Genomic DNA, 25954 nt, shown 5'->3' with positions numbered 1-25954 from the left:
ATGCACATCTCACAAATTTCGTACACCATAATAAATGGGCCGGCCAACTTATAATTGGCTCCCCACGTTCCATCATTCCTTCTACCTGCCGCCGCGTTATACGATCGGGTCGCTCATCTCCGACTGCTTCGCGGGCGAAGACACGTTTTTTGCCAGATCATCCAGCGCTGTCAGCATGCGTTGCTTGCCATTGCTGACGTGGCTGAAGCTCACCTCATAGCTCAGCTTCGCATCCTTCGACTTCAGCGCCACGACAATCTCGCGATGCTCCCGATTCGATTGCAATAAGGAGCCGCGTTGAACCAGCCCATGCGCACGAAACAGGTGAAACTCCTTCACGAGACTCCCATACAACTTGATCAGCCGCGTGTTCTCAGTTGAGCGCACGATGAAGTCATGGAACTCGAGGTTGACCGGATCGAAGCGGGAAAAATCGCCTTTTTCCGCGGCATCTTCCATTTCGTCGACGAATGCATCGAGCTTCGTTGCGGCTTGCGCGGTCAAGATTGGCGCTAGCAGCGATGCCGACAGGCCAATCAATCCGGCACGCAGATCGTAGACTTCAATCGCATCGCTCTTCGTCAGCCGCTTGATGAACACGCCGCGGTTCGGGATTAAATAGACGAGCCCCAGTTCTGCAAGAGCCCGGCATGCTTCCCGCACCGGGCCGCGGCTGACCGACAACTTGTCGGAAATGAGCTTTTCATTCAGGCGCTGCCCTGGAGCTAACTCGCCCCGCAGGATCATTTTTTCGATCTCGTTCTGCACCACTCCTGTCAGGGTGTGCGACTGGAGTTCTGCAACGGTAACGGTCGAGGTGCTGTAATCGGTTGTCATGGACCCATACTAAATTGCACTTTGCAAACTGTCAACACTTTGATCGAATCGTCGTCACTGGTTTGCGCCTACCTCTGCGGCCGCCTCTTTTCACGCGCCTTCGCGCTTGCCTGGCGTTTTGCCAGACTTCGCTGAACTGGGCTTGCCGCGCGGAATCCTGCGCGATGGACGCCGTCACGAGCGCCGCTGCGAGCCTGATGGATACAAACAGTGCCGCGTCGTATCTCTTGTTGCATGATTCATGTCGTCTTCACCATCGCGGCCCTCACGTGGGCTCGAATACCGCAACCTTGTTGCTTACGTTGAGATAGACAAAGATCCGGTGCGTCTTCGGATCAACCGTCAGCGTGTGAACGCCTTTCTCCGTCATCAGGTGATCGACTACTGTATTGGCGTCCAGATCCACGACTTCAACGTTGCCCGACTTGTCGCCCATGAAAGCGCGACGGGCGTCAACATCGATAGCAGTTTCGTCGATATCGCCGCCCTGGAACGGGATGGTCGCGATGACTTTTCCCGTCGTGGGGTCAACGATCAGCATCTTCTTGTCACGCGTCCCGATCACCAGGTGTTTGGTCTTGCTGTCGTAGGCCATGGGCTTGGCATCAGTTTTCACCCCTAAGTCCCAGACACTTTCTATGTGGTTCGTATTTGGATCGATGACGTCGATCATGTTGTCCACCGGCTGATATAAACGGTCCCGTTCTGGCACGTATAGGCCGACGTCCGGACCGTGCTTCGCCGGGCGCGGCTGCAATTCGATGGCGCTGATTTTTGTGAATGGCGGCTTGCCATCGAACATCACTTCGTTATTGCTATCGTCATTGGCTAGAAGGATTTTCCCGGTGCGCCGGTCAACGCTGACGCCGTCGGGCGATTCACCGCCTGAATCCACCGTCGCGACCTTCTCGAACGTGTGCTTATCGATCACAACGAGCGCGTTGCTTTTAGCGTCCGAGACGTACGCGTAAGCATCATCGAGGTCGATACCGGTCGCTTCCTTGATACCCGGAATAACCGCTTTCACCTCCAACTTTTCAGCATCCAGGACAACGACGTTATGCGCTGGCGCCTGGCCTATCCACACTGTGTTAGTGGGTTCATCGAACGTGACCCAGTCTCCATGACCCCCCTTCCCCGGCAAATCAATCGTTTTAATCAATGTGTAGTGGGATTGCGCATGGGCAAACGAGGCCGTGGCCAGTGCAAGGATGCCGAGCGCCAACGTCGTGCTGAGATAAGAGAAATTGAACAGCTTCATGTTTGCCCTTTCTTTGATAGTCCGCGTTGAACCCATTTTTATCGACGCCCTGTCGGCGAGATTCCTTGATTAGACTTGTTATTTTGCTGACTGTTAAATGTCGACAGTTTATTTTGACATGGCAATTCGAATTGTCAACAGTTGGCACTTAGGGATTTACGCTAAGGAATGGGTAGTTTTTGGCCGCGTTCGAGGTGCTGGTCGTGATCAGCTTTCGCTTCGCAGAGACGCCGATGCTTCTAGCGAGTAACCGTACAACATGACGGTGCTCAGCCACAGAACGGAATATTCTGCGGGCCGTGTCCCCGCAGAATGAGCCGGATACCAGCCCTTGTTAGACCTGCCGGAGCACTAGCTCACTCACCACCGTAAAGCTGGTTCAGGCGTTCCAGCGAGCCATCCTGTTGGGCGCGCATCAGTTCCTGATAAACCTCTGCACGAGTCTTGCCGACGGGCGCAGCGTTGCTCTTCATGGGTGCCGCCGACTGCGCGGGGGCCGTATTCGGTTGCGATGCCACGGCGCTGTTATCGCCAGACGCGCCCTTGGCCGCGTCATACTCCCCGGCATACGCATGCGCCGCAACGGCCATCAGCGCGCCAGTGACAACTAACGTGAGGTATTTCATCATAATCTCCCATTCATTTATTAAGTAATACTATGTATATTCAATGTGTTGGAGGCATTGAATTGTCGCGTCGGAGATATTGCAAAGATCTCAAAGTCCTGAATGAATCAGGCAGACGTGTACCCATATAACTACGGCCAAGGGCGTTTTATTCCCGATCGTCTCGTTTATCAAATGCAAAGAACCAGACTCAAATCGGACGCCCTGAACGAATGGCAAACCTCGTCGGGGCGATTCTCGTCTCACCGCGCCAGGTTTCGACGATCCATTTCTTGCGCTTGCTCCCGGCAGTTGACCCTAGGCTTGGACACCAGCGTACACAGCGAGCGGAAAGAGACGGCGCCGCGCCAAATCGTTTTCCTCAAAGCCGCTAGCCATCCCGCACACAGCTTGCTGTTGCAATGAAATCACTAGCCGATACTTAGTCGATACTTAGCGTGTGCTTTCATTTTAATTTTAATAGCATTCCATATCTTTTAATAAAACCACTCAAGTTAGCTTCGACTACACACTTGATTGCACCCGCGCAATACAGACTCACCATTGGGTATGGTTACCATAAATTCATTTAACTATCCTAAAAAATACACAACCCTCACATTTACTTCCGGACACGTCATTTTTACAAATTGATTTCAGTTACATCGATGCCATTCCCATCGAGCTAAATTGGAACGACCACGCACTGCCTGAGTCACGCGTTCTTCGCGTGACTCGATCGATGTATCCGGCTTGGACGCGTCCCGTCGAATCAACCTGATACCTGTTCCATCGAGGAGGCCCCAGCGTCATAAAGGCAAGTAGATATTTTAATAAGTATAACTATTGAACGGAGACGACTTTGAGAAAGGGACGCAATTCACTTCTGGCGGCCGCGCCAATCATTTTCCTTGCCGCCGGCAGCGGAGGTCTTTCGGAGAAAGCGCTCGCGCAGGCACTTCCCGCGGACGACCAGGCAAGACAAATCCAATTGTTGCGGCAACAAATGGACGCGTTGACAAAAAAACTGGACGAGCTTTCCGCCAGACAGACTCGATCCAGTACCGAGGCCCCTCGCCCGGCAACCGTGTCAACTATTCCGAACACGTCTTCCGTGTCGGCCAGCGCCACGGCCACACCAACGAGCACTCAGACAGCCTCGGCTGATGACGGATCCGACTCATGGGGCGCCAGTATGCCGCCACGTTTGCGGTCTTTGCTGGCGGCCCTCGGCAACATGGAATTCTATGGAAACCTGGACCTCTCAGTGGACTACCTCACCAAGGGACTTAAAAGCGAATACACGACGCCAGGCGGCGAACGAGTGTTTCCGGCGGGTCACCTGGGCTGGCAACCTGACGTCTCGTCAAACCTGTCTTACGTTGGCGTACGCGGCAAACAGCCGTTCGGATCGGATAAGAGTCTCGCGTTTATCTATCAGTTGGAGACACAACTGGACATCTCGGCGACGGCCGGCACGGCAAATTCGAATTCCGCGCAAGACTCAAGCGTCAAGGGCGCGCTAACATCGCGCAACAGCTTCATTGGCGTCGCGTCTACGTCCTGGGGCGCGTTGAAGATCGGCAAGACCGATGCCCCGTACAAGACGTCCACGGCTCGCATGAATCCTTTCTCAGGGACGATCGGAGACTACTCCGCAATCATGGGCAACACGGGCGGGGACAATCGCGTCGAATTCGGCACGCGGCTTGACCATGCAATCTGGTATGAATCGCCGACGTTCCACGGCTGGAGCTTTAACGCATTGGTGTCGCCTGGCCAGAACCGCGGTTATGAAAATTCGGTTCAAGCTGCGGGGGAATCGAGTTGTACGGGAGGCGATGTTCCCGGGAGCGGCGGTACACCAATCGCCTGTAATGACGGCAGTTATGGCTCGGCATATAGCGCGAACCTCGCTTATACCAGTGGCCCCCTTTACTTCCCACCGCCTACGAATTGCACCAAGGTGTGAACCGCTCCAGCGATGTCACAACAAGCGCCGCAGCATTGGCATCACCCGACGGCACCGACCCGAACGATATCGGTAACGAATGGGCGTTCAAAGTCGGCGCGCAATATACACTGCCCACCAAAACAACCTTGAGCGCAATCTACGAAGTATTGCGCAGGAATGTTCCCGCCTATTTGCAGATTCAGAACGAACGTAGCCGCAATGGTTTCTGGCTGGCGCTGACGCAGGAGTTCACACCGAAGGACAGCGCCAGCATCGGATGGGCCCATGCGAACTCGACGCCAGGCGACCCTGGCCAACACAATACGGCGCCGGCGGACCCCAATGTCCTGGGTAACCCCAACCCCTCCAACGGCGCCAATATGTTCACGGCCATGTACAGGCATGCAGTGGACAAACACACCACCGTTTATGCCGACTACGCCATCACGATCAACCAGGCCCTGGCTCACTACGATCTCGGCGCGGGAGGACGATCGGTCACCACAGACTGCCACGACGGCAGCTCGATCTCGCAGGGCGCCCCCTTCTGCTATGCGGGTGGGAGAATCATGGGGGTCTCCGTCGGTCTGGATTATAAATTCTAGGCTGCCGGTCCCTTGTGGCAACGTCCTGGATGTCGCAGGTAGCAACCTGAGGCAGGCGAAGGGACTCTTGCAGTTAAGACGATGAGGCAATCATATTGACCAACCGAGAAACACGCGTTAGCCGTTTTCTCATGTTCGCCTGCACTGCATCCCTTGCCCGCTTCATGCGGGCATGCTGTCGCACACCCGCCGAAGGGAGCTCTATCTGGCGGCGATCACCGTCACGTCCAAGTCCTCCATGGCCACCCGTTGCAAGACTGGTGGCCTTTTTGCTTTTGCGGTTACCTTTAAGAACGCCCTGACAACACGAAAATCGATGTCTCCCGGCTTGTACGACACCTGGTCGCGCAGTACGCCCGTTCGCTCCGACACAACCCGGACACCTGGCATGTACTGCTGCGTTGTCCAGCGTTGCGCCGGATCGTCGCATATATAAAGACGCGACAGACTTGCGGTTACACCTTCATGAGCGGGCCGCGAGGCCTTGATGGCAGAGGGCATAAGCGTTGATGCACTACCCCCTCTGATTCGTCCGTGGCTCCAGTGCCATCGCGCGGCAATTGAGGCAGTACCCCTGCAGCACCAACTGTCGTCCCGCGACCAAAAATCCCAAGCTTTCGCCGACTTCCCTCTGCCTCGCGTCGAACGCCAGATCGTGAAATTCCTCGATCTTTCCGCAACTCATGCAAATGGCGTGGTCATGATCCGGGCTGTTGTTCAACTCGTACACAATCTTGGTCGAGTGCAACGTCCCGCTCCGCAGTATCTTTGCGTCAACAAACTGCTGGAGCACACGGTAGATGCTCCCGAAGCTGATGTGGAGCTTCTCGTTGGCGACGTGCCGGCAAACATCCTCGGCGGTGAAATGCCTTTGCTGCTCATCGCGGAAAAACGACAGCACTCTCATTCGCGGCACAGTCGCCCGCAACCCGACACTTCGCAATTCCTCGATAACGTCGATAGGCATTTTTAAATTCTCACCGCCGGCCGAACAAAAGACCCAGTGGATGGATCGCTTTCGCTTGCACGAATCGGCGTCTTTTTTGAATTGGCATTGAATGGGGCTGTCCGGGCTTGTCCGAGTTGAATCGAACTATCACGATTGGTCGCAGCTGGTAGTACGCGGTATTTTTCGAGCTCGAACTTTACCGATCCGCTGCTTAAGGATTCCTTAAGCGTGGAAGAAAAAGCACGTTCGCACCGTCAGTAAATCCTGTTGCGCCGACGATTGAGACAGCCGCGACCTCACGAACCTAACCAGGAACTTCGTAGCAGCTCAGCCTCGGCGCAGTATCCGGATCTGGATAGGGAGAAAAAGGCCCGGACAGCAGGCGCAATGGTTGAGTCGCAAGGACTTCCGCTTCGTTTCGCTCGCGCTGGGTCAGCGGAGGCGTTCCTGCGGGCGGCAAACCGGCTGCTTCGGCTGCGTTGTTAACCGCACATCGGACGGCTTTTCCGTCTTTCAGCCGGACGTCCGTTGTGTAGGATGAACTGATCGTCGATGCGCACGAAGCCGAAGCAATCACCGTGAGCGCAAGTAGTACAGCTTTGAGCGATTTCATCACAGTTCCCCTCCTGTCCGAGCGCGTCACGGCACTTCTTCATTTCTATCACACCTGGCCTTCGCCCGAAAGATCCTTGAGTTCATCCCGGTACGGGCGCGTTACGGCTCACGACCACCCGCGTTCGACCGCGCTGCTCTGCTTTGGTGTCGGAACAGCAAAGCCGACACCGCACCCACCGATCGTTCAGAACCGTGTACGAATGCCTGAAGTCAGCTCGAGCTGGTTGTTCGCCCCGTAGGTAGTCGCAACCGTGTAGCCGCCATGCAGCTTCATGTAGTCGCCGGCAATATACACTTCGGTACGCTTCGACAGATGGTAGAAAACGGATGCGTAGAGCGTCTCTTTGTATCCGTTGGCGATCCCGTTGGTCATGCTGAATGTCCCTATGTTTGCGTTCGGGACATCGCCGTCGCTGTTGTACGCCGCGTTCTTGACGTGCATTTGCTGGTATCCGACCTCATAGTCGAATGCGCCCTTCGGAGCGAGCTTCAGCGACACAGTCCATGCGTTGTCGTGACGCTGTCCCAATGCTCCCTGGTCACCTGTGTAGTGGAAGTAGCCTGCATTCACGCGCACGATGCTAAACGTATAATTGCCGCCGGCCGAATACGATTGGTTTATGAATCCGGCGTTATCGGCGTGACTATAAAATGCGGAGAGATTGAACGGGCCGCCGTCATAGCCGAGCGCGGCCTGGTAGTTCGAGCCCGTCGGGAAAGTGGTTGTGTTGCCGAACGCATAACCAGCGCTCATGAACAAGCCGCTGTTGAAGAGCTTCTTCCACGCAATGCTGTTGTTGTAGCGCGTACCCGTGGCGCTGCCTGCATAGAAAATCAGTTGCTTGAAATTGTTGGCGTTGGTCCAGCCGCCTTCCTCTGTCGTCAATGCGGCGCTGCCGTATGGATCACCGTAGATCGTCGATGCATCGCGTGCGATTGTATTTTGAAAGCCCGCCGTGAACTTCCCAAACGTATCGTCCTCGTAGCCAACCCATGCGTCGCGGTCAAAGATCTGACCCGGGTCCTCCATCTGGCCGTCGCTCATGCGGTATTCACTTTCCAGCCGGAAGATGATCCGCGACCCGTTACCAATGTCTTCAGCGCCTTTGAGACCCCAGCGGCTGCCGCTAAACCACGGCTCACCGCCGATACCCATGCCGACCACGTGATCGCCCTTTGCGTCGGCGTGCGTTTGATACGACGGTGCACTCAAATCGATCAGCCCGTAGAGCTGCACGCTCGACTGCGCGTGCACATTTGCGGCTATCAGGGTGCCTGCGCTCGCAGCCAATACCATGTAGGTTTTTTTCACGACGTTCTCCTCACGACTTCACGATGGAATAGGTTTTTATGATTCGTTCGATGCCGAACAAAGCTTAACTACCTCAATCCTTCGTGAATCTTTCACGAGGCCCCGAAAAACGTCGGTGGAAATACCGATTACCTATTATTTAAGGTATCCGAATAATATATCCAAGACCACGCAATGTCATGATCTGCGCTGTCGAGATACCCAGATGCTTGCGCAACCGATGAATATAGATGTCGATGGCGTCGGCGCTGGCATCGTCATCGATTGCGAACACACACTCCATCAACGCCGCTTTCGACACGGTCTTCCCCTGGCGAAGGATGAGCGCCTCCAAAATTGCGTGCTCCCGGCGCCGCAGGCGCAATGGTTCGTCTCCGATAAAAAACTCGCGCGACTCGAACCGGTATTGAAGATCACCGCAGACGATCGATTGGCTTTCGTCTCCACCTGCTTTGCGGCGAATGATCGCTTTTATCCTTGCGACCAGCTCACGCGCGTCAAATGGCTTGACGACGTAATCGTCTGCACCGGCCGCGAAACAGGCGACCTTGTCATCGGTCGATCCATTGGCGGTCAACATCAGGACCGGTACATTGTCCCGTCCGCGACGCAGGCGCGTCAGCACGTCCTTGCCGTTGATACCCGGCAGGCGCAGATCAAGAAGCACAGCGTCGTAACCTTTCGCCTTGAGCAGGGTCTCGGCCTGCTCTCCGTCCGCTGCCCAGTCCACCATGAAGTGTTCGGCTTGCATCAGGTTGACCACCCAGCGCGCCAGATCTGCGTTGTCCTCCACCAGCAGCAATTTCATTCACCTCTCCTTTTCTTGGGCATCTATGCTCGCCGGATCGCACCATAAGCGCATGGTGACGGTCGCAAGCAGGCCAACGCCCCTTTCGCCGGGTGTGAGCGTCACGGTACTGCCATGCCGATTTGCAATCTCGCGCACAATTGACAAGCCGAGCCCGGAACCCTCCGTATCAGTCGACGCACGATAAAACCGCTCGAATACCCGTGAGCGGGCTTCAGCCGAGATGCCGGGTCCGTTATCTATCACCCGGACTACCGCGCTGGCGCCGCTGCGCTGCGCGGTCACGGTGACCCGTCCTCCCCGTTGCGTGTAGCGCAAAGCGTTATCGACAAGATTGGTCAGCAACGCGGTCATCAAGGACTCGTCACCGGTCACGCACATTTCGTCGCTGATCTCCGCGCCAAGATCAATCTCTTTTTCCTGCGCAAATCCAACGAGCTCTTCGAGTACCCCGTAGATCGCCGCGCTCAGGTCGACGAAGCCCTCGCCGCGACCCGGTTGCGAAGACTCCGTATAGGCCAGCAAGAGCAGCTTGCTGGTAAGCACTGCCATTTTCCGGCTGCTTTTATGCATGCCCGCCAGCGCTTCAACCAGTTTTTCATCCTCGCTTTGCCGCTGCCGGGCAAACTGGATCTGTGTGTCCAGGAGCGTGAGGGGCGTTCGCAACTGGTGTGCAGCGTCGGATATGAATTGGCGCTGCGTAGCCGCCTGCAAGCTCATGCGCGAGATGCACTGGTTGATTGCATCGACGATAGGCCGAAGCTCGAAATGCAGTCGTTCGGCGCGAATCGGCTGCAGTTGGGATGGCGCCCGGTCGGCCACGTCATCCTTCAACTTCATCAGCGGCCTCAACTCGAAGGTGAGGCCGAAATAGACGAGCAGCATTGCCAGGAGCAGCATTAAGACAAGGCGGATGAGCTGGGGATGCCATAGGGCGGCCACCATTGCATCCCGCGAAAACTCCGTCTTCGCGACCGCCACGGTGACGTTCTCCACGCGCCCGGAATCGAACATCTGCCGCACATATACAGCGGCGCGCACACGCCGGCCGTCATTGAGGACCGCACTGTAAAACGCCGGCGTGGACGAGAAAGTGTCTGGCAACGGCAGGTCGGGGTTGCCCGCCAGCAGTCGGTTATGTCCATCCACGATCTTGTAGAACACATTGTCGTGCTCGGGCGACTCGAACAGTTCGAGGGCCGCCGGCGGGATCTGCACGACGATCTCGCCGTTGTCCCAGTCGATGTCTTCGCCAATGATCCGCATCGATGACATCAGCGCGTTGTCCTGCAGGAGATTCGCGGTGGAGCGCGCATTCTGCAAGGACATGATTCCGGATACGCAGACGAACACCGTCAGTGGCAATAAAAGCCACCCTAATAGCCTGGCTCGCAAGCTGCCCAAAATCACGAAATCACGTTCCTTGAATATGCATCAAATAGTCGCTTAAAACGCTGCCGGTTTCCATTTAAGCAGACGCCGCTCAAGACTGGTCAACAGGTAATCGGCGGCGAGTGCAACGACCGCAAGAACGATCATGGCGGCAAACACACCGCTCGCGTTGAACGCGCCCTGCGCGGTCGAGATCAGCAGTCCGATTCCCTGCTTTGAGCCGAGAAATTCCCCGACCACCGCGCCCACCAGCGCGAACCCGAAGCTCACATGCAAACTGGCGAGTATCCAGCTCAAGGCCGATGGAATCACGACTGTCATTGTCACCTGATGCTTCGACGCCCCCAGGATTTGCGCGTTCGCGATCATATACCGGTCGGCTTCGCGAACCCCCTGGAATGCATTGCCGAACACCACGAAAAACACCATGACGACGGCCAGCGCGACCTTGGAAGCCATCCCGAGACCCAGCGCAATCACGAACACCGAACCGAGCACGACACGGGGAATCGAATTGGCGATCTGGATATAGAGGCTGAAAACGTCGGACAGTAATTTGTTGCGTCCCAGCGCGATCCCGCACACGATACCGCCTGCCGCGCCGATTAGAAAGCCGAGAACGGTTTCTTCAAGCGTAACGAGAACCTGCATCCAGAGCGGCCCTTGCGAAGTGCCATTGGTGAACCATTCCACCAGCTGAAGATAGATCAGTGACGGCATCGAAAAGAAAAATGAGTCAATCCATTTCATCCGTGCCGACAGTTCCCAACCGCCGAGCGCGATGACCAGCACGGCGATGCGCAGCGTGATGATGGTCCATTTGCGCACGCGAATGCGCCGCTGCGCTATCTGTTCATCCCGGGCTAGCGAGACCGCGTCGAGTTTTTTCGGCAGGGCCGTGTCCTTCATTTTCATGGTTCCATGATTAGCCAATTTGCACTTCCTCGCGCAGGTCGTGCCAGATATCCCGCGAGATTTCTATAAAACGCGGTTCGTAGCGGACTTCGGATGTCACCCGCGGGCGAGGCAGGTCGATCTCGTACACCCGCTTGAGCGTCGCCGGCCGCGCGGTGAGCACGAAGACCCGATCCGCAAGCGCGATCGCCTCTTCGAGATCGTGGGTGACGAACACGACGGAACCCGCGTTGCCCGACCACAACTGCAGGAGCTCGTCCTGCATCAGCGTGCGCGTCTGCATGTCCAGCGCGGAAAACGGCTCGTCCATCAGCAGAATTTCCGGGTTGTTAATGAACGTCTGGGCGAGCGCCACGCGCTTTCGCATGCCGCCGGACAACTGATGTGGGTAATGCTTCGCGAACTTGTCGAGGCCGACGCGGCGAATCCAGTCGTGGGCAAGTTCGTGCGCCGCCGCCTTCGAGCGGCCGCGGTAGATGGGACCGGCCGCAACGTTATCGAGCACCGAGCGCCAGGGAAATACGGCATCTGCCTGAAACACGAAACCAATGCGCGGGTCGATGCCGTCCACCGGCTGCCCCATCACGCGAACCTCGCCCGTGGTTGGCTTGAGCAGCCCGGTAATCATGCTGAGCGTGGTGGACTTGCCGCAACCGGTCGGCCCCACGATAGCCACGAATTCCCCCCTTGCAACCGACATATTGAACTCGCGTAACGCGACGGTTGCGTGTCCATCGGGCGATATGAAACGGCACGACACGTTGCGAAACTCGATCGCAGGCCCATTTTGAGCGGTGACTTGATTCATCGGCTGCCTTCTGTTGATGTACGCGCTCTCACTTATTTCACCTGGCTCACTAACTGGTTGGTGAACGTGCGCGACAAGTCGATATGTTTGTCCTTCACCGACGGGTTGAACCCGGCGAGCACCTTCAGCACGGTGTCGGGGCCATCGGCAGGCATCTTGCCGTCCACGGTGTACATGGGCAGGGAGGCTTTCAATGCGCTCACGTAGAGCGCCTTGTCACTGCCGTAGTAGTCCTTGGGCATCTGCGCCGCAATTTCGTCGGCCGTATGCGTATGCAAGTACTGCAGCGTGTGGACAAAAGCACGGGCAAGCTTTTGCGCCTCGTCCTGATGCGTGTTGAGCCACGCGCTCTGGACATAGAGACTCGAAGCGGGATAGGTTCCACCCAGAGCGGCGCGTGTGCCATCGAGGCTGCGCATGTCGACCAGCACCTTCGCATCGCCGGATTTCAGCAGCTGCGACACGGTCGGTTCAGTCGTCATGCCCGCGTCAATCCGGTTCTGCTTGATAGCCGCGATAAAGCTGTTGTCTGCGCCAACAGGCAGCACCGTATAGTCGGAGTTCGGTATGCCTTTCAGATGCGCGAGGTACTGCGTGAGGAAGTTCGTCGATGAACCCAACCCGGTCACGCCAAGGGTCTTGCCCTTCACGTCGGCCATGCTCTTGATCGTGTCGGCTTGTTTGGTCGCAACCATTTCAACTTCACCCGGCACCTGGCCGAATACGACGATGGCTTTGACTTCCTTGCCTTTGGCCTGTAAATCGATTGAGTGATCATAAAAGCCAACCACGGCTTGCACGGCGCCGGCGAGCAGTTCGTTTTCCGCGTCCACGCCGGCGGGCTGCGATAAAAGCTCGACATCCAGGCCTTCAGCCTTGAAGTACCCGAGTTGTTCGGTGAGACGCGCCGGCAGGTAAATCAGCTTGGTGATGCCGCCCACCATGATGGTGATTTTCTCGGGCTCCGCCGCGCGCGCAGCCTGCGTGATTGCGCAGAACACGCCAAGCGCCAGAACCGATGAGACGGTGCACTTGCCCAACCGATTAGATTTTCGTGCAGCGAGGGTCATTTTTGTCTCCGTTAATCCCAATAGACCGGGTGGCGTCGTTTGATTTAAACGCCTTGATAGTCGCCGAAGAAATTTTACGGTTTGCAATCCTTCGCCAACCTTTCACGCCCGTGAGTTTTCGTTTGAACAAGGGTTTGTCATAGGCATCGTTGAATAAAGAAAAACTAAAGCCAGGTATCTCCGATGTGCTCGTCTTTCCAGACTTTCACGGACACCTGCGTGCGGGGATTGGTCATTTAATCAGTCATTCGGTGCAGTGCGCACGCGCTGAAGCATGCCTGCGCTTTCCGCGGCAGCAGCGCTCGTCTTCATGGTGTTGCCGAAAATGCGCTTGGAGCGTTGGGCCGCAAGCTCAACATGGTTGCGCAGACTAACGGGTTCTAATGAGACGGACCCGACACCTCCCCTCGGGGGACACTGACGGATGTCAACCTGAAGAGCAGAGCTTCATCATGGAAATCGATATTCTCGGCATCGATCTCCCTAGACAGGTCTGCCAGCTACATGGCGCCGATTGTCGCGGACGTGTCCTACATCGAGCAGTAGACAAAGACTGCAGCACGGCGTTACTTTGAGAAATCGATTGTCTGGTTGCCAGACCCACCGTCGAGTTGATGACCTGCAAATCAGCGACTAGTTGCGAACTCAGCGTAGGGAAAATTACTCGCGTCTAAAACCGAGAATAGCCCTTCCAATTGGATTTCCTGATACTAGCGGATTCGGCATCCAGGCCGTAAAGACATCGAGCGTGTCTCCATCGAGCTTATAGAATCGTTCCTGCTCACTGCCGTTCCAGGCTTCATTCCACGATGCGTCAACCTTTGTGATGAACCTATCCCCATCTATCCGATACCGTCCGGTATAGGCCATCACAGTACGGAAAAGTGCCACGAGTTTCTCATCTGTATTCCCTGGCTCCCGCGCCTGCGCGGTAACTAGTACCATCATTCGCCCATCAGAGCCGAAAATAAGGTGCCCATTGGGGTCGGCGCCCCACGGCTTACTGCGCTCCTTTGAATCCTGAAGTTCAGTATCAAAAGAAACCAACCGCCAGCAACCGTGAAGCTTAGTGTCGCGCTCAGACATATTCGCTCCTGTAGTAGTTTGCTTGAATGTAGCAACCTGTCGAAGGTAGGGTATGTTGCCATGCAAATTGCAAAAACACCGACAAATCCACGGGATGCGCCACGGACCGCTAATGGCCGGACCTTGCCGGGCAGTAGAGCAAGCAATTGGATACGGCACAAAACGTTTGTCTGTCACGGTCCATCGCCGGGGCGCCGCCGCAGCGCCGACCCTGCATCGCGGCTTGCCAGTCACGGGCGGAAGTCCGCGACATCTGGTGACATAGTTTGCGCATGGTTTTTAACCGGGCCTAACACTACATTAGCTTCACCCGACGCGATAGCAGCCTTTCCAGCAAACGACGCGTCCAATCTGAACCGGTTATCTGCCCATCATGGTTACCACTGGAAAGATCGCTCTTTGCGCTACGTTGTTCGTCATTACCGTCTCACTGATCGAGGCATGCGTGCTCACTCGCAAGCAGCGCAATAGCGCCATGCCTTTCGATTGGTATGAAGTGTGGATTTCGCTGGCCGATGTGGCCGGTCGCAAGCTGCTCGCCCTGCTGCCGCTTTCGCTCGCAACCCCGATTTTCGCGCTTGCCTGGGATCACCGGATCTTCACCGTCACGCTCAACAGTGCGCTGATGGTGTTCCTGCTCTTTATCGGCCAGGAGTTCTGCTACTACTGGTACCACCGCGCGTCGCACCGCATTCGCTTTTTCTGGGCAACGCATGCGGTTCATCATTCGCCGAATCAACTGACGCTTTCGTCTGCTTACCGGCTTGGCCTGACCGGCAAGCTGACTGGCTCAGCGATGTTTTTCGCACCGCTCGTGTGGCTAGGCGTGCGTCCGGAAATCGTGCTGGCGACGCTAAGTTTCAATCTGCTTTATCAATTTTGGCTCCATAACACGTGGACCCCGAAACTCGGCTGGCTCGAATATGTGTTCAATACGCCATCCGCGCATCGCGTGCACCACGCATCGAATGCCGACTATCTCGATGCGAACTTTGGCGGCGTGCTCGTCATATTCGACCGCTTGTTCGGTACGTATGTCGAAGAACGCGCCGATGAGCCGTGCCGCTACGGTCTGACGACACCAACGCGCTCCCGCAACCCGCTAGTTGTCGAATTCGAACATTGGGTCAGCCTTGCCCGTGATGTCATGTCGGCGGGCAGCGTGTGGACTGCGATCCGCTACGTGATGCTGCCGCCGGGCTGGCACGTGGACGGATCCAGCCAGACAACCGAAGCGCTGCGTCAACGGGATCTGGCCGCACGTCGCACGGTTCCAGTCAGTACGCAGGGACGGTGACCGAATTTCCCGTCACGGCTCGAGTTCACCAATGCGATATTGCGCGTTCTCTAACAAGATAATCCGGACTGCAAACGCTCCTCTGCGAGGACTCGGCTGTTCCCGACTGTCGAAAGCGGACGCTCGGGAGCTTCAAAGGTCGCGCGGTTCCCATGTATGTTTGGCGATGTTTAACGTCGTCGAGCAATGAAACCCGTCAGTCCCTGTTGCCATTAATTTGGTCCCGTGTTTGACGCCGTTTAGGTAGACACACGCTATGCCGTCCTGCGCCACGCAGCGAGAATATGACGGCACACCGAATGTCCGATGCAGGCTTGCGAACTTCAGTGATGCTCGCTCCGATAGTGGAGCGAGTGACATTTGCCTGGAACTTTTCTCCGAACATCTGCAGACAACGAATTACCCGGCCAGTATCGCCAGCATCTGTGTATTGAAGCCGTTGACCAGATCGTGTTCGCTGGGGCCTGGGTTGCCGCGAAACAGCTTGGCGCCTTCAACCAGAATCTCATCGGCGTTGGTTCCGAGCACCGTCATCGTTTCGTCGACGAACGCGTCAAGTGGCATCGCCTGTTCGGCTTCGCGGCTGTTCATGAGGTCCGTACGTACCCAAGGCGGTGCGATCTCAAGCACGCGAACCGTCGTGTCTCGCAGCATGAACCGTTGAGAGAGCACGTACGAGTGAACCGCCGCCTTGGTTGCTGAATACACTGCAGTCGGAGCCAACGGCACGAAAGCCAGCACCGAGCTGGTATAGACGATAGCGGCGTCCTTCTTGGTCTTGAGGTGATCGATGAGTGCCGACGTCATGCGGATCGGGCCCATGAGATTGGTCGTAATGTGCGACACCATCACCGTCTCCTCGACCTTGTCACCGGCTTGGTCCGGCAACATCACCCCCGCATTGTTGAACAGCACGTTGAGATCCGGAAAGTCCGCGATCAACTTCGCTGCTACCCGCTCGATGCTGGCGGGATCGGTAATGTCGAGCTCGACCGCGGCCATGCCAGGGTTCACCGCCAGGACCTCGTCCAGGTGACTGCGCCGGCGGCCACTGATGATGACCTTGTTGCCGCGCTTGTGGAGCGCCTCTGCGAGTCCGCGGCCGATGCCGGAGCCGCCGCCCGTGATGAAGATGGTGTTTCCAGAGAGTTTCATGATTTTTTCCTTGCTATAAATATTCCGTCGCCCATTCATCATATTGAAGAGGAATACTATTAATAACGCACGCTCATTTTTATCTCCACGGGCATGCAGTCCTGGTCCAATTTAGTGCGACCTCAATACTCGAACCAGAGCTTGAGCGCGGTGTTCTTTTCCGGGGTGTATGGCGGGAACAGATGCTCGATTTCGACGTCCGGCGGCGAGGCCAGCATCGACTTGGCGTGGGTCAGCGAGTTGTAGCCGTCTTTCCCGTAGTAGTGACCCATGCCGGAAGCCCCGACACCGCCGAACGGCATCGTTTCAACGAACAGGTGTACGTTGACCTGATTGACTGCGCCACCGCCAAAGGACAGTTCGCCGACGAAGCGATCGATCGTCTTCTGGTCCCGGCTGAAGATAAAGGCCGCGAGCGGGTGCGGAGTCGCCGCAATTTTTCCGAAGGCTTCGTCCAACGTGCGATAGGTAAGGATGGGCAGGATTGGCCCAAAGACCTCCTCTTCCATGATCGGGTCGTCCCAGGTCACGGGATACACGATCGTCGGGGCGAGATAGCGGGCTGCCGGGTCGGATTGCCCACCGATCACGATCTTCTTCGGGTCGATCAGGCCGGCGAGACGGTTGACTTCGCGTGCATTGATCACGCGGGAATAGTCCGAATTGGCTTTTGGATCTTCGCCATAAAATTCGATGAGCGCGGCCTTTGCCTCCTTGACGAACTCCTCTGCAACGGATTCGTGCACATAAGCGTAACCCGGCGACGTGCACCACTGACCACCCCATGCCGTCGCCCCCCACGCGATCTTCCTCGCGGCATCCTTGATGTTGGCGGTCTCGTCCACCACGGCCGGATTCTGTCCGCCAAGTTCCAGAAGGACGGGCGTCAGGTTCTCCGCAGCAGCCCGCGCTACAACCTTGCCCGTGCTGGTGCTGCCGGTGAAGAAGATAAAGTCGAACGGAAGCTTCAACAGCTCTGTGGTCTCTTCACGATGGCCCGCGACTGCCGCCACAGCCTCGGGTTCAAAGTACTTCGGCACGAGCTCCATCAGCAGCGACGACGTAGTCTCGAGCGCCATGCTGAGCTTGAGCACACAGCAATTGCCTGCGGCCAGCGCCGTAATCGCAGGTCGGAGCAGCAGCAGGAGCGGGCCATTGAAAGGCCCCATGACCAGTGCAACGCCGTAGGGATCACGATAGACAATGCCGCGGTGGCCGGTGGCGGCGAGTGCTTTTGGCACGGGGGCTTCGGTCGGCTTCATCCATTCTTCGAGCTGGCTCTTCTGGAACAGCGTCTCGCCGTAGCACGCCTGGGTCTCGAAGATCTGCTCCTGACTGGCTGTCTTGAAGTCCCGTCCGATCGCCTGCTGAAGCGCCGCCTCGTTCTCCAAAATAAGCCGACCCATACGGTCGAGCTGCTCTATTCGCCACTCGCGACTGCGCGTTACGCCAGTTGCGAAGTGACTTTGTTGACGATCGAATAACTCCTGAAACGGATTCATGGTGTGTACTCTCGGATGGATGGAAGCGTCTCGACTTGCTGCACGTTCGGCAACCGTCCACCGAGGCATTGCATTCGTCGAAAACTGGTGATCAGACTATCGGCAGGCGCTGGAAAGCGCGATGTCAAAAAGGGCAACAACTCTGCCAATCGGATGGAGAAGTTTCGCCGCGTTGAGCGACGCTACGCCGCGAGGCGCACTGAAGTGACGTTGAGCCGGGTGAATCGCTGAGGGGTGTATGGAGATCTGAGGGCGGACAGCGTTTGAGCGATGCTGGAACCCCGTTCAGCGAGATCCTGATTCTAATGATGCGTTTGAAAAGTAGTCCGGTAGTGTCCCGGAGAAACGCCGAGCACGACGATGAAAGCCTTCCGCATTGCTTCATCGCTCCCAAATCCGCAGTGCGCGGCAATTTTCTCCAGCCCGTGTCCTGACTCCTGGAGCAGCCCGCGCGCTGCCTCTACCCGGCTTTGACGGACGTAACTGGCCGGCGTACAGCCGAACTCCGCTCGAAATACACGAGCGAAATTTCGGGGACTCATTGCCATGCGTTGAGCCAGGGACTCAACACTCAAAGGCTTATCGAGGTTCTCGACAATCCAGACACCCAGGTCTTCGAACGTTGGCGATTTCGGCGCTTGCGCTGCAAGCGATACGCTGTACTGACGCTGTCCCCCTGGCCGTTTGAGAAAAACAACCAGATTGCGGGCCACATTCAAGGCAACTGCGTTTCCATAATCTTCCGTCACCATCGCTAACGCCAGATCGATACCCGCCGTGCCGCCCGCGGAGGTATAGACGCCCTGATCTTTGACCCATATGCTTTCCGGATCGACCAGAACATTGGGATGACGCGTCTGTAGTTCGTTCACCCAATGCCAATGGGTGGCCGCACGTTTTCCTTCAAGCAGGCCCGCATCGGCCAGTATGAATGCTCCGATGCAAACGGAGGCGGTGCGCCGTGCTCTCTTGCTCATGCGGCAAAGCCACTCGCGGAACTCGGGCGCTCCCACATCATCAATCGAACGCGGGCCAGCTGTCACGAGCAGGGTATCGACTTGCTCCTCGTAGTCTTTGTAGGAGCAATGCGCAGCGAGCCTGCTGCCTGCCTCGCCCTCAAGCTGACAGCTCTCCGTCGATGAAATTATCGTAAGCCGGTATGGAGGTTCATTTGCAGGGGCAAGCGGGGAGCCTGCGACGAGCTTATTGACGAGGTCGAATACGCTCGCGGGACCGAAGAGATCGAGCTCCAGGACGGGAGGAACGCCCACCAGCAGGATGGATCTGGTGTGCTGCGACCGACGGATCAGATTTCCCCGATTCGGCATTTTCAACCTCTCGTGAGCTGATGTGCATATTGTAGCGGCTGGGCAATCAGCGTAGAGGGTTGGACTATTGGGAGGCGAATACTTGTCAACGATCCGCCTCGTCACGTCGAATGACAGAAATTGGCCGCCCGGCCTGTTAGCGTCCCGGGCTCACTCGCCTGGTCGCGAGCAAGCCTCAACTGCGGAGCGCCACAGTCGCTACGATGAGCGCCGAGAAGATCAGCGCAGGGGCGAGATGCTGCAACGACTCCCGGTTTCGTAGCAAAGTGAAGAGCGCGGCGACCAGGATCGCACCGGCCAGCGTTAGGCCCAAGGCTCTGGTTTGTTGTCCAAAAAGAAGTGCCGCAGCCAACAACTCAAGAGCGCCACAGAGCAAATGAAACCATGCCGGGTAACCCCAGCGCGCGAAGTCGCGCTTCACCCCGCCGAGTCCTGCGAGATTGACCACCCCGGCAACCGCGAACAGAACCGCTACGATCGTCGCGAGAATCGATTCGAAAGATGCAGTGTTTAACGCCATCGTCATGCTCCGTTATTTTGCTGAAAGTGCTTCTGTACAGAGAGGTCCGCAATCAGGCCGGGGCCACGGGGTTCCCACGCAAGAACTCGCCGGGCGTGCTGGCCGCTTACCGTCTGGTCAAGCGCCAGAGCGTCAGCAAATGGGCCAAGCGATTTGCGAGCATCGTCGAGCGGCCAAAATTCGACGCGCTCGGCGCCGACCGAGGCCCGGATCGCTTCACCCATTTCGGCAACGGCAACGGCATCTTCCGCGACCACGTTGAAGATCTGTCCCGTGACTCGACCGTCCCCGCTTGCCGCCCGCTCCACCGCGCTTAGATAGGCCGTGGCGAGATCATCGACATGCACGGCAGGCCAGCGGTTGCGACCATCGCCGACGACTCTCACCGTGTTGGTCTGACGGACCATGCCGGCAAGCATGCGGAAGATGCCGCCGCCGTAGCCGTGCACCATTGCCGGCCTGAGGATCACCGCGGCAATCGAGCGGCGTGCTGCCAGCGCCAGCACGTCTTGCTCCACTGCGGGACGCCAGGCAACGAGTGGTGTCGGGTTCAGCGCCGACGTTTCACTCGCGGGCTCGCCCTCCGTATTGCCATAGACCCACGTGCCCGACGTATAGACAAACGCCGCGCCCGGATGCAAATGCGAAAGCATCGCCTCAACCGCGGCCTTGTCAGCAGCAGCGGCGGAAGCGTCGTTAGTCGACGCCATGTGCACCACGCCATCAGCGGCACCGGCAGTCGCAGCGAAAGACTGCGGCTCACGCAAGTCGCCGCCATGCAGTTTCACACCGAGACGTGCAAGCGCGCTCGCGGCCGCCGACTTGTCGTCGCGCACCAGCGCCGTCACCTGATGGCCGAGGCTGATCGCCTTGCGCGCGACCGCTTGCCCGATGTAGCCCGTACCGCCTGTAATGAATAGTTCCATAGCGTTCTCCTCGATGATTGCCTGCGAAGTTGATAAGCCACACGAACGAGACTCATCGGTCTCGTTTCGGCAAATTTAAACGAGACTGACCAGTCTTGTCAACTACTCGATGATCTGTTATTTATCTGGCATGAACACATCCTCTCTCTCTGACCTGAGCCCGCTGCAACACCGCAAGCGGTCCGCCATCCTCGACGGCGCGAAAACCGTTTTTTTAAGCCAGGGTTTCGGCCTGGCAACGATGGACGATGTCGCCGCGGCCGCTGGCGTCGGCAAACAGACGGTCTACCGTCATTTCAAGTCGAAGGAAGCGCTCTTCGTTGGTCTGGTGAGCTCGATGTGCGCTCAGGTGGGCGGATTTCTTGCCGGCGCTCTAGACGAGCAATCCGATGGATCACCCGAAGTCGAGTTGCGCGAGTTGGGATGGGTGTTGGCACAAAGTCTTATCGCACCGGATTTTCTGCGGCTTTACCGGGCCATCGTTGCTGAGGCCGAGCGTCTTCCGGAACTCGGCCAGGTGTTTTACGAAAATGGTGCGAAGGGCGTACGCGCCTTCGCCGCAAAAATTCTGCGAAAGCGATTTGACGAATCGACGGCTGCATTGCGGGCAGCGACATTCGTTAATTTGGTGCTGGGCGACGCGTATCTGGAGCTGTCGATTGGCTTCACGGTGCCCGATGTGCAAGCGCGCTTCGCACTGCAGATTGACGAGGCGGTGGCGGCGGCACTTCGCTAAAGAGCACCGCATAGGATGTCGAGCGACTAAATGCGGAGCGCAACAGCGTGTAGCGCGGGAAGCAAGACACCGCGCGTCCGATTCCGAACGTGGCTTGTTAGATCGCTCTATATCGGCCTCGCGGCACCTTGGGAGTGCTAAAGAAATTGCCACCACTCCAATGCTTGAGCAACTCCACGATTTTGACTTCCGCGCTGTCATGAAGCAGGCGTCCGACAATGCAGTCGGCGCGCTTCAGACCATCAAGTTTGCCGCGCCGCTCGATGTCGAAACTGTCAACTCGAGCACGCAGAAAAGAACAGTCTTTGACAATGCTTCAGCAAGCGCAGTCTTGTTCGTCGATGTCGGCTATCAGTTGCAGTCGGGAAATCTTTATGTCTCCGCTAATGTCGTGATGTATCCAAAGGCCGACAACTTGTTGCAGTTCAGGAAAAAACCGAACGATTCCGACCCGCTCGATGCTGGCAATGCTATATATCGGAAAACGTTCAACTACGGGAAGTTGAATGTGCTAGATACCGATATCAAACAGGATTTGACCGAAGGGGCAAACAACATCGCATCCCAACTCGCGACCGATCTGAATCATCCCATTTGATTTGAAGTAACGGTTGTCCAGCTGCATGGCGTATCACAGCAAGCGCTGATGCTGGACAACTATTTCCCGCCAGCAAAACGTGGGCTGGTGTCATTGCACTAGCACCCGACGTCGCCACCTACGTCGTCAACTCGATCGACCGGGTCCGTGGCGCAAAACCAGACCATATTAAAAGACAAATTGAGCATCTTTACGGGCGCCTCTATCCGCTGACTCAAGCTGACGACAAACCTTGGCGACAGTTTAAAAATACCTATGCTTGTAAAAATCGACGCTATTTTCTTGACACGCGCAACCCTTCAATGCTTGAAGAAGCTGCCGCATGGCGATCGGGGGTAAGAACTGTTGTCATCCATTGAATGTAAAAATGGAAGATTTAACGGTTGCGAACCCTCACCTGATAATTGGGGATCGACTACTCGTGGTATTTCAGGATTTGATCACCCAGACTGAGGCGTTCAGCGCTGTAATAGCAAGCTGGAAGGACATTCACCAAGAAAACGCAGCGCCGGAGAGCAACACGGTCAAAAACGTCAATTACCGAGTCGGGATAATTCAATACTTACAGCAGAACGACGAATAAACCGACGCAAACGCCAGCACGTTTGACACTTTAGCTTCGAGTCCGTGGATGCGCTTTTTCTCGGCAGCGAATACTCAGGGTTTGCCGCCACACCGGCTCACTATTTTGCCTTCGCAGAGCACAAGCACGCTTGACCCAGCATGCCGGTAAATCCCGGCCTCTGGCGACCCTGGCCCATGCGGCAAAGGCCTGGATGCCATTTTCGCCGCTGCGCCTCAGTTGCCGAAACCCAAAAACACCCCGCCGCCGTCCCGCTTATCTTGGGTCTTTCCCCTCGTTCATTCAGATTAACAAAGACAAAGGGTTAAAACGCTATCGCGCCGGCCGTCAAGTTCCACTCAAAGCGGCATGGGGCGGGTATTGGCAACACCGTGCGGTAGACCACTTAATTTTGATTATTCTCCAGACATATTTATCTTAATTTCGCGAAAATCTTTTTATACTGCATCTACGCCAGATCGATATTGATTCACCACATTCCATGCTTGATATCTTCCCGGCATTAAATACCTGATATCCCGATCGGTGTATCGAGCCATTCCTTTGTATGCCGGGCAGTCCAATAACCAAAGCAGTCGCTGTTCCCTGGAGGAAGACATGTCACGTCGGTGTCCCGTTGTTACTCTGCTTATTCCCATCGCGGCCTCTTTCTGGGTGCCTTTAACGCAAGCGGCCGGCGTGCTTCCGCAAGGCGGCCAGTTCGTTGCAGGCAACGGCAAGATCTCGACTGTCAGTTCCGGGCTCAGCATCTCGCAGACAAGCGCGCGCGGCGTGATCGACTGGAATACCTTTTCGATTGGCGCGGGTCAACACGTCGCGATCAACAATGGCTCGGGCGCGACGCTGAACGTTGTCACCGGTAACAGTCTTTCGTCGATCAGCGGACTGCTGAGCGGGACCGGCAGCGTATATCTGATCAATCCGCAGGGCGTGCTGATAGGGACGACCGGCGTCGTCACAACAGGGGGCCGCTTTGTCGCCTCGACGCTCGGCGTATCCAACACCGCGTTCATGAACGGCGGACCGCTGACACTGAGCGGCAATGGTAAGGGCACCATCGTCAATCTCGGCGCGATCAGTTCGACCGGCGGCGATGTATTCCTGATCTCGCGCACGACCGTGTCGAACCAGGGCACTGTGACGGCGCCCAACGGAACTGCAGAGTTTGCCGCCGGTAGCCAGGTTCTGCTGCAGGACTCGTCTTCGGGCCCGCAGGTGTTCGTGCAAGCGGGCAGCGCCGGGCAGGTGCTCAACTCCGGCACGGCTCGGGCGGCGCAGATCAACCTGCAGGCTGCGGACGGCAACGTGTACGCGCTTGCCGGAAGTCACAGCGTGCTGCGCGCGACTGGCACAGCCACGCGCGACGGCCATGTCTGGCTGGTCGCGAACACCGGCGCCGTCAACGCGCAAGGTACCATCCAGGCAGCGAACGCAGGCGGCAGCGGTGGCACGGTCGACATGAGCGGCAAGACGTTGAATGTCCAGGGCGCGACGGTCAATGCAGCGCAGTGGAACCTGAGCGCCCCCATCTTCACGATCGACGCGGCGACCGCCAGCGCACTTGCGCAAAACCTGTCGCTTGGAACCTCAGTTGCCGTGACCACAACGGGCGCCGGTGGCGCCAACGGCAACCTGACCGTATCGTCCAGCGTGAACTGGAAGGGTGCTGCATCGCTTGCGCTGAATGCGTATCACACGGTGAACGTCGGGCAGCATGTCAGCGTCGGCAATACCGGAAGCGGCAATCTCACGTTGCGCGCCGATGCTGCCGGAATTGACAACGGCGGCAGCGTGATCAACGCCGGCACGATCGACTGGTCGAAGAGCACCGGCATTGTCTCTGCGCTCTACGACATGAACGGTAGCTGGCAAGCCGGCACGATTCGAAGCAATAGCGCATGGAGCGCTGCGCCGTTTAGCGGACTTCTGACGCAGGTTACGGCCTATCAACTCGTGAATACGCTCGCCGATCTGAACAACGTTTCGAAGAATCTCGCAGGCATCTACGCGCTTGGCAACAATATCCAGGCTGACCCGTCAGTCGCTTTCAACCCTATTGGAGGCACACCGGCTACACCATTCACCGGCCAGTTCGATGGCATGGGCCACACTGTCAGCGGTCTTAGCTATGCGTCGACAAATTCGACTTCCTTCACCGGAGCCATTGGCTTGTTCTCGACAGTTGGAACAACGGGTGTAGTACGGAACCTGGGCGTCACCAATGCAACTGGCAGCGGAATGTTCGCAAGTGTCGGCCTCATTGCGGGCGACAATCTTGGTTTGATCACGAACTCGTACAGCACCGGGACGGCAAGCTCCGGGAGCTTCGGATCGGGCAGTGCCGGTGGAGTGGCCGGTACGAATAATGGCACCATCGAGCGCTCCTGGAGCAGCGCGTCAGTCGGCATCCAGGGCGTATCTGGCGGCCTTGTCGGCATCAACAACGGACTGGTCCTGCAGTCGTACGCTACGGGCTCCGTAAGCGGCGGGAGCCATGGTTTGCAGGGCGGCCTGGTTGGTTCGAACTCGTCGACCGGTGTCATCAACCAGTCTTACACGACCGGGGCAGTCGAAACCTCGACCGAGGCGGGTGGTCTGGTCGGGACCAACGCCGGATTGATTGAAGAGTCCTACTCCGCTGCCACACGGTTGGCGGGAGGTCTCCCGCTCGCGTCCTACGGCGGGATTGCCGCGGAGAACACCGGCACCATCGCGAATAACGTCTTCTGGAACACGGTCACCGCGCGTGGCGCTCCGGGCGTAGTCAACGGTACGCAAATACCCGCTGCCAATGGTTTGACGACCGCGCAAATGAGCGTTCCGGCCAGCTTCGGCTCGAGCTGGAATTTCAGTCCCACCGGAACGTGGGTGATCCCGGCTGGCGCGACGTCTCCTGTGCTGCGATGGCAAGTTGCACACTGAGCGGTCAGCGTTGCGCGTCGTGCCCGGCAAGCCGCCGGGCACGACGCGCAAGCGCCGCCCATGTTGCTGCCCACGCGGGGAATGGCTGTCGTCCTGATCGCTTTTGCGATCGCGCCGACGGCGCAGTTTTATCGTGACGTTCAAGTTCAGCCAGGTAACCAAGGCACAGG

The 25954-nt window shown here is 57.1% G+C and carries 23 protein-coding genes; 6 read left to right on the top strand and 17 right to left on the bottom strand.

Features of this window, described 5'->3' with window-relative positions; all coding sequences use genetic code 11:
• Positions 1-96: 96 nt before the first annotated feature.
• The 3 genes from ACSOSP_RS26820 to ACSOSP_RS26810 all read right to left on the bottom strand — a co-directional run bounded on the left by ACSOSP_RS26820 (position 97) and on the right by ACSOSP_RS26810 (position 2727).
• Positions 97-837, bottom strand: a complete 741-nt coding sequence (locus tag ACSOSP_RS26820) for an FCD domain-containing protein (protein WP_455311435.1) — start codon at positions 835-837, stop codon at positions 97-99.
• 265 nt (positions 838-1102) lie between these two features.
• Positions 1103-2098 carry a YncE family protein gene (locus tag ACSOSP_RS26815; RefSeq protein WP_455311434.1) on the bottom strand — a complete coding sequence of 332 codons (996 nt, stop codon included), beginning with the start codon at positions 2096-2098 and terminating at the stop codon, positions 1103-1105.
• A gap of 356 nt (positions 2099-2454) precedes the next feature.
• On the bottom strand, positions 2455-2727 hold the full coding sequence (locus tag ACSOSP_RS26810) for a DUF4148 domain-containing protein (RefSeq protein ID WP_455311432.1): 273 nt from the start codon (positions 2725-2727) through the stop codon (positions 2455-2457).
• 1171 nt (positions 2728-3898) lie between these two features.
• Here ACSOSP_RS26810 and ACSOSP_RS26805 point away from each other — a divergent pair.
• Together ACSOSP_RS26805 and ACSOSP_RS26800 are read left to right on the top strand one after the other, a co-directional pair.
• The gene (locus ACSOSP_RS26805; RefSeq protein ID WP_455311431.1) at positions 3899-4675 is read left to right on the top strand and encodes a porin; all 777 of its coding nucleotides are present in this window, start codon (positions 3899-3901) and stop codon (positions 4673-4675) included.
• The gene (locus tag ACSOSP_RS26800) at positions 4672-5262 is read left to right on the top strand and encodes a hypothetical protein (RefSeq protein ID WP_455311430.1); all 591 of its coding nucleotides are present in this window, start codon (positions 4672-4674) and stop codon (positions 5260-5262) included. The genes ACSOSP_RS26805 and ACSOSP_RS26800 overlap by 4 nt, the downstream gene beginning before the upstream one ends.
• 514 nt (positions 5263-5776) lie before the next feature.
• On the opposite strand, the gene ACSOSP_RS26795 is transcribed toward ACSOSP_RS26800, so the two are convergent.
• The 9 genes from ACSOSP_RS26795 to ACSOSP_RS26755 all read right to left on the bottom strand — a co-directional run bounded on the left by ACSOSP_RS26795 (position 5777) and on the right by ACSOSP_RS26755 (position 14217).
• Positions 5777-6169 carry a Fur family transcriptional regulator gene (locus ACSOSP_RS26795; protein ID WP_455313690.1) on the bottom strand — a complete coding sequence of 131 codons (393 nt, stop codon included), beginning with the start codon at positions 6167-6169 and terminating at the stop codon, positions 5777-5779.
• Positions 6170-6515: 346 nt separating this feature from the next.
• Complete coding sequence (locus ACSOSP_RS26790) at positions 6516-6824, bottom strand: hypothetical protein (protein ID WP_455313689.1); 309 nt, start codon at positions 6822-6824, stop codon at positions 6516-6518.
• A 186-nt stretch (positions 6825-7010) separates the two neighbouring features.
• Entirely contained in the window at positions 7011-8123 is a 1113-nt protein-coding gene (locus ACSOSP_RS26785) for a porin (RefSeq protein ID WP_455313688.1), read from the bottom strand.
• A 154-nt stretch (positions 8124-8277) separates the two neighbouring features.
• A complete protein-coding gene (locus ACSOSP_RS26780) occupies positions 8278-8946 on the bottom strand; it encodes a response regulator (RefSeq protein ID WP_455311429.1) in 669 nt (222 codons plus the stop codon).
• Positions 8947-10353 carry a sensor histidine kinase N-terminal domain-containing protein gene (locus ACSOSP_RS26775; protein ID WP_455313687.1) on the bottom strand — a complete coding sequence of 469 codons (1407 nt, stop codon included), beginning with the start codon at positions 10351-10353 and terminating at the stop codon, positions 8947-8949.
• Positions 10354-10392: 39 nt separating this feature from the next.
• Entirely contained in the window at positions 10393-11247 is an 855-nt protein-coding gene (locus ACSOSP_RS26770) for an ABC transporter permease (protein ID WP_455311428.1), read from the bottom strand.
• Between the two features lie 16 nt (positions 11248-11263).
• Positions 11264-12061 (bottom strand): ABC transporter ATP-binding protein, encoded by a 798-nt coding sequence (locus ACSOSP_RS26765; RefSeq protein WP_455311427.1) that lies wholly within the window; start codon positions 12059-12061, stop codon positions 11264-11266.
• A gap of 32 nt (positions 12062-12093) precedes the next feature.
• Positions 12094-13131, bottom strand: coding sequence for an ABC transporter substrate-binding protein (locus ACSOSP_RS26760; RefSeq protein WP_455311426.1), 1038 nt, complete (start codon positions 13129-13131; stop codon positions 12094-12096).
• Positions 13132-13791: 660 nt separating this feature from the next.
• Positions 13792-14217 carry a lipocalin-like domain-containing protein gene (locus ACSOSP_RS26755; protein ID WP_455311424.1) on the bottom strand — a complete coding sequence of 142 codons (426 nt, stop codon included), beginning with the start codon at positions 14215-14217 and terminating at the stop codon, positions 13792-13794.
• Between the two features lie 373 nt (positions 14218-14590).
• On the opposite strand from ACSOSP_RS26755, the gene ACSOSP_RS26750 reads away from it, so the two are divergent.
• Entirely contained in the window at positions 14591-15514 is a 924-nt protein-coding gene (locus ACSOSP_RS26750) for a sterol desaturase family protein (RefSeq protein WP_455311423.1), read from the top strand.
• A gap of 399 nt (positions 15515-15913) precedes the next feature.
• Here ACSOSP_RS26750 and ACSOSP_RS26745 read toward each other — a convergent pair whose 3' ends face one another.
• The 5 genes from ACSOSP_RS26745 to ACSOSP_RS26725 all read right to left on the bottom strand — a co-directional run bounded on the left by ACSOSP_RS26745 (position 15914) and on the right by ACSOSP_RS26725 (position 20945).
• Positions 15914-16669, bottom strand: coding sequence for an SDR family oxidoreductase (locus tag ACSOSP_RS26745; RefSeq protein WP_455311422.1), 756 nt, complete (start codon positions 16667-16669; stop codon positions 15914-15916).
• A gap of 122 nt (positions 16670-16791) precedes the next feature.
• Positions 16792-18171: an aldehyde dehydrogenase family protein gene (locus ACSOSP_RS26740; protein WP_455311421.1), complete on the bottom strand. Its 1380-nt coding sequence runs from the start codon at positions 18169-18171 to the stop codon at positions 16792-16794.
• Positions 18172-18473: 302 nt separating this feature from the next.
• Entirely contained in the window at positions 18474-19499 is a 1026-nt protein-coding gene (locus tag ACSOSP_RS26735; RefSeq protein ID WP_455311420.1) for a GlxA family transcriptional regulator, read from the bottom strand.
• A 175-nt stretch (positions 19500-19674) separates the two neighbouring features.
• Positions 19675-20025: a DoxX family protein gene (locus ACSOSP_RS26730; RefSeq protein ID WP_455311418.1), complete on the bottom strand. Its 351-nt coding sequence runs from the start codon at positions 20023-20025 to the stop codon at positions 19675-19677.
• Entirely contained in the window at positions 20022-20945 is a 924-nt protein-coding gene (locus ACSOSP_RS26725) for an NAD-dependent epimerase/dehydratase family protein (protein WP_455311416.1), read from the bottom strand. Before ACSOSP_RS26725 ends, ACSOSP_RS26730 begins: the two co-directional genes overlap by 4 nt.
• A gap of 130 nt (positions 20946-21075) precedes the next feature.
• Between ACSOSP_RS26725 and ACSOSP_RS26720 the strand changes: the two genes are divergently transcribed.
• The 3 genes from ACSOSP_RS26720 (at position 21076) to ACSOSP_RS26710 (ending at position 25784) form a co-directional block, all read left to right on the top strand.
• The gene (locus ACSOSP_RS26720) at positions 21076-21681 is read left to right on the top strand and encodes a TetR/AcrR family transcriptional regulator (protein WP_455311414.1); all 606 of its coding nucleotides are present in this window, start codon (positions 21076-21078) and stop codon (positions 21679-21681) included.
• Between the two features lie 160 nt (positions 21682-21841).
• Positions 21842-22279, top strand: a complete 438-nt coding sequence (locus tag ACSOSP_RS26715) for a hypothetical protein (RefSeq protein WP_455311413.1) — start codon at positions 21842-21844, stop codon at positions 22277-22279.
• Positions 22280-23459: 1180 nt separating this feature from the next.
• The gene (locus ACSOSP_RS26710; protein ID WP_455311412.1) at positions 23460-25784 is read left to right on the top strand and encodes a beta strand repeat-containing protein; all 2325 of its coding nucleotides are present in this window, start codon (positions 23460-23462) and stop codon (positions 25782-25784) included.
• The last annotated feature ends 170 nt before the right edge of the window (positions 25785-25954 follow it).

It is taken from the genome of Caballeronia sp. KNU42 (assembly GCF_053760385.1).
This window is presented reverse-complemented; position numbering and strand designations above follow the sequence as displayed.